Origin of the sequence: Paraglaciecola hydrolytica, from assembly GCF_001565895.1 — a bacterium.
Lineage (GTDB): Bacteria > Pseudomonadota > Gammaproteobacteria > Enterobacterales > Alteromonadaceae > Paraglaciecola > Paraglaciecola hydrolytica.
Genome location: NZ_LSNE01000002.1, coordinates 210,513 through 223,011 on the forward strand (window position 1 = coordinate 210,513; position 12,499 = coordinate 223,011).

Consider the following 12,499-nt stretch of genomic DNA (forward strand, 5'->3'; position numbering starts at 1 on the left):
CAAGTCTAGTTTGTCGTAATACACCACGGCCAATACGGTAAAACCGGCAATCATAAAATAACGAATAGGCATTAAAATCACAGAAACAAAACCGCTCATTAAAGCACCTTCACGAGGTGATTTAGTGGCCAATATTTTTTGCATATCATAGTTAGGCATGGGGCCTGCGGCACTTTTGAAAATGCCGTTAAACAAGGTCATCATCACAAATATGCTAAACAGTGAGAAACCATCAGAGAGGATTTTTTCGTTTACTTCCGCAAAAATACCTTGCCAGTTTATATCTAAGTTCCATCCAAAGAAGGGATCCATCCAACCTGCTGGTACTGCAGCATTGAGTGCTTCTGGTGACACTTGCATCATGGCTACGATGCCGATAAATAGGGCAGAGAAGGTCATAATCGAAAACTGCAACACGTCAGCCCACACTATGCTCATCATGCCGCCTAATATCACGTAGATGGTAGCGATGGCGGTAAATACTATGCCATAAAAATGCGGAACGTAGGCGTCGGCAACGTCGAAAGGTACATAGGGGGAAACATTTTCCCAAGGGATGAAAATTTCAATAAACTTGCCTATGCCAACAAAACCATAGGCTAGAAAACCCAGTGCGCCGATGACCGCAAAGGCAATAACAATCATGTGGGATAACTTGCCACTTTGACCGTCGCCAAAACGACTGCGTATCCACTCAGCACCGGTCAGTACATTAGAGCGGCGTAACCACATGGATAAATAAACGGCGAGGAAAATTTGATTAAATACCGGCCACAACCAAGGGATCCAGATGCTTTTCATGCCGTACACAAAACACAGAGTAACTAACCACATGGTTCCGGAAATATCGAACATGCCTGAGGCATTGGATAGCCCCAGTAAATACCAAGGGAGCTTTTTACCACCAACAAAGTAATCATCCATACTTTGTGCGGCACGTTTTTTAAGATAAAAACCAATACCAATAATGGCTGCGAGGTAAGCAGCGATAATGATAAGGTCAAGTAAGGCTATTTTCATTCGGGGATCCCAGTTTACTTTGTTGTGTTGCGCAACATATAGATATATCGCATTGAAATACAACAATTAATTAACAAGCCACTTTGTGTTTCAATAAACTTTTGAATTAGTTTCTTTCGAACAAGGCTTTGCCTGAACTACAGTTAACAACATAAATTAGAATGAAAACGTTTTCAAGATAACTTTGTTAAATTTGTTAAATAAATGTGCTTTTTTGATGTGGGCAGGCAAGGGGCTAAACCAATATGCTCTAATGTCTGGTTAGATCTTTATAAAAGGAATGAACAATAGTCGTCTTGCTAAGCCTTTGTTATTGAGATTTAATTAAGGTTATTAAAAATTTTTTATTCTGCGTTTAGCTACATCGATGTAGTGCTGCAGAGGATATTTTATAAAGGCTAGTAACATTGTATTGGCAAGGGTGAATATCAAACGCATATTTCATTAGTGCAAACGATTACACTTACTGTGCCTAAGCCAGTTTTTTGAATACCCTTAAAGGCAGTCAATAAAACTACTGATCGTAAGTCTGCCTTTTTGCGGATCGTCACTGAAATTAAAATCAGTGGGGATGGAGCCTGAATGTAGTGAATTACGACGATAAACTATCAACCGATTGAATATCCCTTTTTGTTCATTAATACGTTCAAATAAGGGGGTATTACCATTGATATAGCCTTCTTGCGGGATGTTATCACCATCATTTTCGCTTTCCAGTGACTTATAATAAGTGAGTTGGCGTGAAGCATCTATATATTCAAAGCCCGTTTTTTTATGCCGATAAAATGAAGTACCGCCAAAATCTTGTTTAAAGAGATAAAAAACTGAGGCTAGGGCATTTTGCTCAACGGAGTCAAAATGGGGAATGCGTTGGAGTAGCTTGAGTTGCTTAGCAGGAGTTGTAACTAATGAATAGTGGCACAAGGCTAAGCTCAGTTTATTGCCTGTTAATGCGAAGATAGAAGGCGCATGTAGCTGCAAGGTACTCATCAAGAGTAATTGAAATTCTTTTGGCGCAAGCGCTCTTGGCCCTGGATAAAAAGGAGAGTTATATTCAAAAGACTGCTGGCTAGCGTGATCTAGTAATAATTCTGGGTTTTGTAAAAAGTTATCAATTACCAATAATGGCGCTTGCTCTGCACCAAGCTGATGAACACTGATAGCCATATTGTTGTGTAAGGATAAGTGCATTTCAGTTCTCAGCGCGGGGCCTTGCAATAATGATTAACAAAATCCTGATGGCTAGGGAGTTTAGCCACCGCAGTATTAATTGTATTACGGGTATTGCTTAAGTGGCCCATTAACTCTTGGTCAGTCATGGTTTTAAATATGGAATGGTAGTGTTTAGGCATAATACCTTGACCTAACATGACGTGAGTCCAAGACTCGAGTCTGAATAGCTCTCTTTCGCCTTGAAAAGCGAGGGCATTTTCTCTAAACAGTTCCATGCGATGGGATAATGAATCCGGTACCTGCATATTTTTACAATAACGCCAGAACTCACTGTCTTCGCGGGATGTGGCATGGTAGTGCAATATAATAAAGTCGCGTACGTTTTCTAGTTCAGCAATGGATTGTTGGTTGTATTCATCAATGGAGGATTTTGTTACACCATTAAATGGAAATATCTTCATCAAACGCACAATACCATTCATAAACATATAAATACTGGTTGATTCTAAAGGTTCAACAAAACCACTAGAAAGTCCTAAAGCAACACAGTTGCGGTTCCAAAAGACCTTACGTCGTCCAGTCTTATATTTGATTACTCTGGGCTCGGTTAATACTGCGCCTTGTACGTTGTCTAACAGATGTTTTTTTGCCTCAACGTCAGACATAAATTTATCGCAAAAAACATTGCCATTACCCACGCGGTGCTGCAAGGGAATATGCCACTGCCAACCAGCATGATGAGCAGTACAAGTCACATAGGGCGCTGCGGCGCCTACCGATTCGGTTTGTATCGCGATAGCGCTGTTACACGGCAGCCAGTGTGACCAGTCTTCATATTCAGTTTTTAGCGTTTTATCAATTAACAAACCTGCAAAGCCTGTGCAATCGATAAATAAATCAGCATCAATGACTTGTCCTGACTCTAACTGTAAGGCTTTAATATCACCATTAGCATGTTGCTGAACCAGTTGGATCTTGCCTTCAATACGTTTAGTACCGAGTTTTTCACTAAACTGACGTAAGTATTGAGCATAACGAGTGGCATCTAAATGATAGGCATAATTAATACTACTGTTTTTAGAGGTAGCGAATTTCCCTGCTTTAGCGGCTTGAATTTCAAAGCTATATTCGCCAAATTCGGCGTTTATGCCTTTGCTTTTGCCATGTAACCAAAAGTGTTGAAAATCGGCTAAAAAGCTACTTTGGCCGGTAGTACCAAAGGGATGAATATAATGATCGCCAATTTGGCCCCAATTTTTAAATGAAATTCCTAACTTAAACGTGGCCTCAGTTGCAGCCATAAATTCTTGTTCATCAATACCCAACAATGAATGGAATACTTTCATGGGGGGAATAGTGGCTTCGCCAACTCCAACCGTACCGATTTGGTCAGATTCGACTAATATTACCTCTACAAACTGTCCAAGTTTTTTAGACAAAGCGGCCGCCGCTACCCAACCCGCGGTGCCTCCACCTGCAATGACGACTTTCTTTACTTCATTGTTCTGCAAAATAGTTCTCACTTAGTTAACTTAGCTTACTATCACTTGGTGCCTGCTCAGCGATTGAGCTTATTTAATAACATGGCGCGCAAAGTTCTGGCTTTCATTGGGTCTAATTTTCCTAAATGACCTTGGGCATGTTCTGGCAGATGCTGCGCGGCCTGCTGGCCATCACCAAAAATGTAATAATCAAAAACATGCCGCCACGCTTGTTTTTCATGTTCTGGCTTATCCCGTAAACTCAACATAGCGTGATACAACACGTTCATGGCTGTACCTGTGTATTGAGGGGCTTCACTCCACCAATAATTGATGAGTATGTTAAAAGGGCTCAAACCTTCAACTTGATGCCACCACATACTAGGCAAATACAGGGCATCGCCGGCTTCTAGTTCAGCAATCTGCCCATGAGCAAGAGCCTCAGGGAAATTTGGATAAAGATTTAAATCTGGTTCAGCAAAATCCACCATACTCAGAGCTTGGCCACCAGGGGTAATATCCAAAGGGCCAGGGTATAAATTAGCAATTTGCTCGGGTGGAAATAAGGTAAAGCGTCTTTTACCCACCACACAACAGGCTAAATTATCAGACATATCATAATGGCAGCAGGCCGTCGTGCGATTACCTATCCAGATACCAGCACGAATAGACTCAACTGGAGTCGTGCTATCTGGCCTTGGAATAACAATGTCATTGTCAGCTCTGAGCTGTGGAAAATGACTATCAATAAGGTTAGAGGCGATATAAAGCGATGGGGGTAGGGGATCATCAATTGTGGCTAAAATGAGATCTAAAAACTCGTCAATACGGATTTGTTTGTTTTCGTAATTTAATCGAGTAACGTGCTCATCATAAAAAAAACGTCCTTTTAGTGAGGAAGAACCAAAATAGCCAAATGATGGCCTGCCATTATAATGCTGTTTCAAATAGTCGATACTAGCTTGAGGGGATTGCAAACCTAATTTAACTAACTTCCAATCACTCACTATCCCTTTCAGAATAATAGGCTCGGGAGAGACAAATATCTCTGCTGGGATCTGCCCCGCGGGGCAATTTTCTATGACCTTTGTTAGGGTTTTTATATTGCTCATCGTTTATTCATTCAGTGCTAGTTTATTGCGCCGTTTTATTGTTTATGTTCTTGCCGATTTTTGAGTTCAATTAATTTTCTTATATTGGTCATTGAAAAAACGACAGCAAACGCGAGTTGTAAAAAGCCAGCTTTATTCAACTGCATTAATTGATCTGCAGTTAAGGCCTGAAGTTTGCTCTCGTTAATCGTAAAGTTACCGGTTAAACGATGCTTTTGACCATTATCTAAATCAATTTCAATCTTCACCGGCTCTATCAATTCAAATTGCTTAAAAGCGGTAAACATCAGGTCATTTACGGTCATACCTTGATGAGCAATATTCAATACTTTTGAAATGTATTCTAAATACGGGCTATTGCCACCTTGTTCTAAAAACAAGGCTTGGCCTTGTTCCTCGTTTACTCTAGGGTGGTCAACATCAATATGGATAACGGCTGTTTGTTGTTCATTATCATTTTGCTGACGTTGAAAACCAATTAAAAATGGACCACGAGCGATATTGGCCGGAATATACCGGGCCGCCCAACCAGATTCAGTAGTGGGATCTAAAAATAAATTTTCGTTTTGTTGCAAACCTAATAATGTCGTTGCAAAAAAATTTCCATTGGCTGGATCTTGACGAAACAATATGGGGTACTCTTTTTGTAATTCTAAAAATTCCGTTGGATATACCATAACACTTGCAACATCGTCGCCGTAGCTATCAGCAAACTGAGTGATCACGCGGATATTTTGATGATGAATATTATTGAGCAAAACATGTTTAGTCATAAAGGGGATACCGTAATATTGCTGTTGTAAAAATTACATAATCTATATTAACTCATTGAAAGAGTAACAATTATTTAACCATAAACAGGTGGTAATTAGAATGGAAAATAAACAAAAGCCGCTGAGATCAGCGGCTTTTAATTAACACTTTTTGGTACTAACTAACATCGCTATTAGAATTTGTAACGTGCACCAACTTGGTAACGAGCACCTAAGTCATACATGTCCCACATCATGTCGTAGTTACGACCATGAGAGCGGCTGTTTTCACCTGTTACGTTGATACCTTCAAATGAAACAGTTAAGTCTTCAGTCACATCGTAACTGACGTTAACATCAATTTGTGAATAAGCTTCAATATAACGCGGGTTAGCTGAACCACCACGGCTTGTTTCATTCAAATACTCACCGCGCCAGTTGTAGGATATCCGAGCTTGTAGGCCGTCTTTTTCGTACATACCGATTAAGTTTGCGGTATCACTTAAACCAACTAAAGCAAATTGTGACACTGTAGTACTGCCTTCGTTATCAAAACCTATATCACCACGAACGATAGTGTAGTTGGCTTGTACACCAAAGCCTGTTTCACCAAAGAAGTGTTGTACGGCAAATTCTGCACCGTAAATTTTAGCTTCTTTACCGTTATTTGGCGTATTGGTTCTAAAAGTGATCTCTGGATCTTCATCACGAGACTCAATATCCCATAAACCGCCGCCTCTGTTGGCTAGGTAGAAGTTTTGTGCATCAGTGGCTGTATATTCAACGTTACCAAATTGCGCAATCCAATCTGGATGACCTTTAGCAAATTCAGTGTAAACCATCATGCCGTGTAAGTTATCATCGTTGAGTGCATATCCAGCGGCTTGTAACGCAGCAGCTGCAGCTTGTGCACGAGGACCACCGGTAACATCACGAATACCCAAAATTTTACGGTTTACTTGTTCGGAACCAATAAAGTTATAAACGTTTTTCTCGAATATGCCCGCAGAAACATAACTGTAAGGGTTGTAATACCACTCAACAGATAAATCAAAGTTAGTTGATTCTAAAGGCAACAAACCTGGGTTTGAAGCCGAAGCTGTAGGCACTGCACCTAACAAGGTTGAACCACCGCCAGCACCAAAACCAGAAGCAGACACACCTAAACTGCCTAAACCAGCACGTGCAATTGTTTTACTAAAAGAAAAACGGCTGACTATATCATCGGTAACTTTAAGAGTTAAATCTAAGCTCGGTAACAAGTTATCATAGCTTGCATCAGCAGATGCTAGAGCAGAAGGCTTACTGCTATCTACACGAATAGCAACATCGTTGTTATCTTCCCACACACCTTTGTAAGCAGCAGCTAATGAACTTGAAAATACATCAGTAGCTTCATAACGCAAACCAGCCAAAACATTAAAAGGCATGTTGCCAACTTCACCGTTAAGGGTAAATTGGAAATAAGCTGCTGTGGTTTTTTCGTTTACTAGGTTATCAGCTGTTTGGCTCATAGCTGCTGGTAAAAAACCGCTATAACGACCAATTTTTTGTGCTGCTTCATACATTTCTACTGCACTTGCATTAAAACCATAACCGCCTGCACGAGGGTTCCAGTCATCAAATTCACCCTGAATATCAAAAGGTTGAACGATATCGCCAAACTCACCTGGATATCCCGCATTCCAGTTACCTAAGGCAACGTTGTTTGCAGCATAGTTAAGTGAGTGAGATTCCATATCACGGGTTTCAAGACCAAAATCAAACTTACCATCGTCAAATTCATATGTCCCATCAACTTTAATTTGAGTAATAGATGATTTTTGATCAGCTTGACGTAAGTTAAACATGGATGAACTAATGTCACCACTTTCAACTATACCGTTACCATTAGATTCAAAACCAGTGTTACCACCTTTGGTATCATCATAAACGTTTAAGTAAGTTGGGAATTCACCACCAAACCACCATTCTCTTTCAACAACAGTTGGATTACCAAGTCCCATACGTACAGATCCTGTACCGTAAGGGCCGGTACCACGGCTGTGCATTTCTGAATCATGTACGTCTAAGCGTAAGCTAAAGGCGTCGTTAACTTGATAGGCTAAGTTAATACCTAGTGACGTTAGAGTGTTGGTTTGGTCACGGTCTTGTTGCTCATGACCTTCGTCAATTCCACTTGGATAAATTTCACGAGCATAAATAGGTGTTGCGATAGTTTGGTTATCAAATTCAATTTCTTGAAGTCTGGAACCTGCTTGCATCCAGTTACCTGTTTGACCTAAATGTTCTTGGATGTGGTTTTCCGCAAAAGTGTAATCTACGGTACCAGTGAAATTATCAGTAGGAGCAAATTGCAGGGTTAATTGTGCGTTATCACGAGTACGCTGAGTATCAGTAAATTCATAACGCAAATCGTTGAAACGAGCATATAACTGACCTTCGTCCGGCGCATTTATTACCACAGTATCGGCGTTATTCCAGTGGCGACCAGGGTTGTTAATACTATCCCAAACGCGAATATTCCAATCGTTAACAGTGGCGCCAACAGTACCTGAGTCACGCTCTTGATGACTTGCAGATAAAGATACACCCCAAGTTGAATCATCATTAGTAAAACTGAAAATGCCTGATACTTCAGGTGTGACATCGTCACCTGCACGATTAGTGGTATCCATTGCTGCTTTTGCACCAACGCTGGCAACAAAACCTTCACTACTTAGCGGTTTGCCAGTAATGATGTTAATTGTTGCACCTATGCCACCTGTTGTAATTGCTGCTTTACCAGTTTTATAAACTTCAACCGCGCGTACACTTTCAGACGCTAGGTTAGCAAAATCAAATGCGCGAGAACCGCCGCCATCACCATTAAAGGTTGATGCTGCTGGCATGGTACGTCCGTTTAAGGTCACCATGTTATTGCCGGCACCAAAACCACGCACCGTTACTTGTGAACCTTCACCGTTACTACGGCTTATTGATACACCTGTAATACGTTGAAGTGATTCAGCAAGGTTAGTATCAGGGAATTTACCTATATCTTCTGCAGATATTGCATCAACAACACCCATAGATTCGCGTTTGATAGACGTTGAAGCTTGTAAGCTGCCGCGTATACCACGAACCTGAATGATTTCAGTGTCGTCTGTGGCAGGTGCCGCTTCTTGAGCCATCAATGGTGACATCACAGATGCCCCCAACATTAAGGTAATACTTTTAGCGAGTAGCGTTTTATTAAATTTATTATATGAATTCATAGTGTTCTGGCCTTTTGTGTTCCTGTTTATAGAATCAAAAAATGTAACGTTTACAAAACGCATTGAAAATCCAGCGAACAATGTACTGCAAACGTTTTCATAAGATAAGGCTATGTTAAGGGAGTGTCAATAATTTGTTGCTGCTTTTATTAACATTGGATTAACGTTTTTTGTTATTTTATATAAAATTTCAAACTGTTAATTTTTATTCGTCAATGCCAATAAATGCTTAGTTTTAAAGTGTTTTTTGGAGGGTGATACAATGTCAATGTAGCTAAACAAAATGTATTAAACAATCAGTTAATAAAAATATGTTAATAAAAAGAAAAAAACGTAAATAAAAACGTTTTCAGTTGAGTGGGCTTCACCCTGTTACTGTAAGATTCAGCCCATTGAAAAGATAGTTTGGGTATAACAGGGCTTAATTTGCTAGCCAGTTTGACGTTTTTGACACTGAGTCTGTGGTTAAATAAATGGTGTCTAAGGGGGCTATTCGAACCTTAAATGGTAATTGCAACAGGCGTTTATCCCGCAAGACGTACAATGTAGTGAGTTGCCCATCATCTAATTGATTCAGTAAACGGTAAGCATTTTGTGCACTCACTTGCCATGTATCAATAGCAATAAGTTGATCGCCTGCCATCAGGTTGGCCTCAAAGGCTGCAGAGTTTTGATTTACTTGAGTGACTTCGATACCAGTAGTGCTAGGTTTAAACTGGGCACCAAAATCATTTTTAATTACTTTGTCGGCGGGATTACCGCCTTTGTCATTGATGTCTACTCTGGCTCTGTAATTGACTTGTACACCAAAAGCCTTCAAAAGGGCTTCGACAGGCAGTTCATCTGTCGTGTAAATAGCTGCGTCTAAGTCGAAATAATCACTGAGATCCAATTGTAGATGTTCACTTAAGATATCGTGGATAACTGTTTTAGGAGTAGGGCGAGCTGTCTTGCCAAACTCCTGCCAAAGGCACTGCATTACATCGTCGAGAGAATAACGTTGGTTTGATACCAATCTAATGGCTAAGTCTAAACATAAGGCCACAATAGCGCCTTTATTGTAATAACTGACAATATTATTAATGGCACCTTCATCTTGTTTATAAAACTTGGTCCACGCATCAAAACTCGACTCAGTTACACTTTGTTTTAATCTTCCGCTATTTCGTTGCAAGCGTGTCAGGTTTTGTCCTACTACAAGTAAATAGTCTTGTAGTGAAATCAACTTGCTGCGTTGCAACAACAAATCATCGTAATAGCTGGTAAATCCTTCATAGATCCACAATTGTTCGGTGTAACTTTCAGTTGCTAGTGTGCCGCTTACCAGTTCAACAGGTCTGATACGTTTGACATGCCAAGTGTGGAAAAACTCATGACTGCACAAACTTAAAAAATTCCGATAGCCTTCGCTAGGTTGGCTATGTTCGGCTACGTCGGGTAGTTCATGACGGGCATACATCAAAGCGGTAGACGCTCTGTGTTCTAGCCCTCCAAAGGCTGAGTCGGTAAGCAAGGTAATAAAGATATAACGTTCAATCGGCGCGGGGCTGCCAAACAATTGCAAATGTTGTTGGCATACCACTGACAAATCATTAGCAATACGCTGCATATCACTTTGATGACCACCGGCAAATACTAATTCACAATCGATAGTGCCAATTTTAAACCGTACAGTATCAAAATCTCCCATTAAAAAAGGATGATCAATCAGCTCTGCGTAATTTTCTGCATGATAGCGTGTTTCATCTTGATTACTTTGAAGGGTAACAAGCGGCATGCTGGTGACCACGGCAAAGTTATTAAAAAGATGGGAGGCATGTTTTATGTTCAACAAACACGGACTGTTTGCCTGTCCTTCAACTTCTAAAAACAGGTTTGAGCCATTAAAAAATCCATACTGATCATTAATATAGGCCCCTCTGACAGATAGATCGTAAGCGTAGAGTTGATACTCCACGATAATACATCCTTCAGTTGGTTCTACTAACCAAGTTTGTTTGTCAGATTTGCTGAGTTTAAGACTTTTGCCATCTTCATTTTTAGCTGTCAGGGTGATGATATGTTTGGCAAAATCTCTGATCATATAACTGCCGGGGATCCACGCAGGTAAACGGAGGACTTGGCCCTGTGGTTCGGGTGACATTATATGTAATGTAACATTAAATAAATGCCCTGAAATTGAGCTTAGGGTAACGTCATAGCGGATAGGGAAATTGGGAGTTGGCATAGATCGACACTTAAAATTTACACATTATGGTTATGATCAATCTTATTAGCACTTACTGCAAGTCGATAGTTATACTTATGTTGTTGTTTTTCCCAAGTTTAATTACCATAGTAAGGTATAAACTTAACTATTAAAGTTCAATTAGGAAGATTCTCGACATGGCAATTGTGCAGGATACCGTAGGTTTAACTAATGAAGACTTTCGTAAAATTCGTTTAATGCGTCCAGGTACGGCAATTGATTTGCAAGTATCCTCGGCGAATATGATTAAACGAGTTAGAACTGAGTTTGTTGGTATGGATGGTACTCGCTGTATGATCATCCGTTTTCCGGATGAAAGTAAGTGGGGCAGCTTAAGAGATTCTATTTTTACAGATCAAAATTTGGTTATCCGTTACATACTGGAAGATGAAACCGGCGAAATCATTGCCTTCAAAGTTAAAATAACCCTGATATTAACCAAACCCAGTCATTTGATTTTTACCTCATTTCCACTGTCTATTCAAAGCCATGATTTGCGTGCAGAGCCTCGAGCTCAGACACGAGCCGCTGTAACCTTAATTGATGCAGATAAAAAAAAGGATATTTGCCAGTGTCTGGTGCGTGATATTTCCTTGAAAGGCTGCCGTATCAGTATTGATAAATCCAGTGAATCCCGTCCGTTATTAAAACAAAACGTCATTATGAAATTTAAAGATGCGGCAGGTAATAATTTATTACTCAAAGGGAGTGTCATGAATTCCAAATTTGATGAAGTCACGGTGTATTTTGGCATTAAGTTTCAAAACACCGAGGAAGAAGTTGGGCTGTTGTTGCAAAAAATGATGTTAGTAACGAGTTAGAATCAGTTTAATTGATAGATTAGTTTCTTTTTTATTGCTGCATGAATCCCTAGTTGTTAAATTAAGGTTAATAATAAAAAAGGAAATAACATGCGTCAGATTGAATTTTTACTTAATGAATACGGTGAGAGCCATAAAAACAAAACCAATATCATCATCCATGCTATAGCGGTTCCTGCCATTTATTTTGTGACTTTAGGTTTGTTATGGTCACTTCCCACTCCTAATTTTCTCGATTATTTTGATTTAACTTGGGCCCACGTATTGGTTATTCCAGTACTGTATTATTACTTTAAATTGTCGGGCCCAATTGGAGCGGCAATGACTTTACTGTCCATAGTGTCATTTTTTGGAATTAAATTACTGGAAGGTTTATCGATTCCCGTTTGGCAGGTTTGTGTGGCGCTTTTTGTGGTTATGTGGATTTTGCAGTTTGTGGGCCATCATGTTGAAGGCAAAAAACCGAGTTTTTTAAAGGATATTCAATTTTTGCTAATTGGCCCTGCTTGGTGGTGGGGACACTGGTTAAAACGCCTAAACATCAATTATTAAGTATTACCTACCTTACTAACTCTTATCATTGGAATTTCAGAAACGCTGAAACTCGTATCTTCAGGTTGTTTGGGTATATATTG

The 12,499-nt window shown here is 39.9% G+C and carries 9 protein-coding genes; 2 read left to right on the plus strand and 7 right to left on the minus strand.

Annotated features, from left to right (window positions below):
* From AX660_RS01750 to AX660_RS01780, 7 genes are all read right to left on the minus strand, one after another.
* On the minus strand, positions 1–1,020 hold a 1,020-nt coding region (locus AX660_RS01750), incomplete at its 3' end, for a sodium:solute symporter family transporter (protein ID WP_407669331.1).
* Between the two features lie 495 nt (positions 1,021–1,515).
* The gene (locus AX660_RS01755; protein ID WP_068371595.1) at positions 1,516–2,211 is read right to left on the minus strand and encodes a DUF6445 family protein; all 696 of its coding nucleotides are present in this window, start codon (positions 2,209–2,211) and stop codon (positions 1,516–1,518) included.
* An 8-nt stretch (positions 2,212–2,219) separates the two neighbouring features.
* Positions 2,220–3,707 (minus strand): tryptophan halogenase family protein, encoded by a 1,488-nt coding sequence (locus AX660_RS01760; protein WP_201027394.1) that lies wholly within the window; start codon positions 3,705–3,707, stop codon positions 2,220–2,222.
* Between the two features lie 44 nt (positions 3,708–3,751).
* Positions 3,752–4,786, minus strand: coding sequence for a cupin-like domain-containing protein (locus tag AX660_RS01765; protein ID WP_068371598.1), 1,035 nt, complete (start codon positions 4,784–4,786; stop codon positions 3,752–3,754).
* Between the two features lie 35 nt (positions 4,787–4,821).
* Positions 4,822–5,559 carry a SapC family protein gene (locus AX660_RS01770; RefSeq protein ID WP_068371605.1) on the minus strand — a complete coding sequence of 246 codons (738 nt, stop codon included), beginning with the start codon at positions 5,557–5,559 and terminating at the stop codon, positions 4,822–4,824.
* Between the two features lie 173 nt (positions 5,560–5,732).
* Complete coding sequence (locus tag AX660_RS01775; protein WP_068371606.1) at positions 5,733–8,795, minus strand: TonB-dependent receptor; 3,063 nt, start codon at positions 8,793–8,795, stop codon at positions 5,733–5,735.
* Between the two features lie 421 nt (positions 8,796–9,216).
* On the minus strand, positions 9,217–11,022 hold the full coding sequence (locus AX660_RS01780; RefSeq protein WP_068371608.1) for a M61 family metallopeptidase: 1,806 nt from the start codon (positions 11,020–11,022) through the stop codon (positions 9,217–9,219).
* Between the two features lie 158 nt (positions 11,023–11,180).
* Between AX660_RS01780 and AX660_RS01785 the strand changes: the two genes are divergently transcribed.
* Positions 11,181–11,864 (plus strand): PilZ domain-containing protein, encoded by a 684-nt coding sequence (locus AX660_RS01785; protein ID WP_068371610.1) that lies wholly within the window; start codon positions 11,181–11,183, stop codon positions 11,862–11,864.
* Between the two features lie 90 nt (positions 11,865–11,954).
* On the plus strand, positions 11,955–12,416 hold the full coding sequence (locus tag AX660_RS01790; RefSeq protein WP_068371612.1) for an Mpo1 family 2-hydroxy fatty acid dioxygenase: 462 nt from the start codon (positions 11,955–11,957) through the stop codon (positions 12,414–12,416).
* Positions 12,417–12,499: the final 83 nt, after the last annotated feature.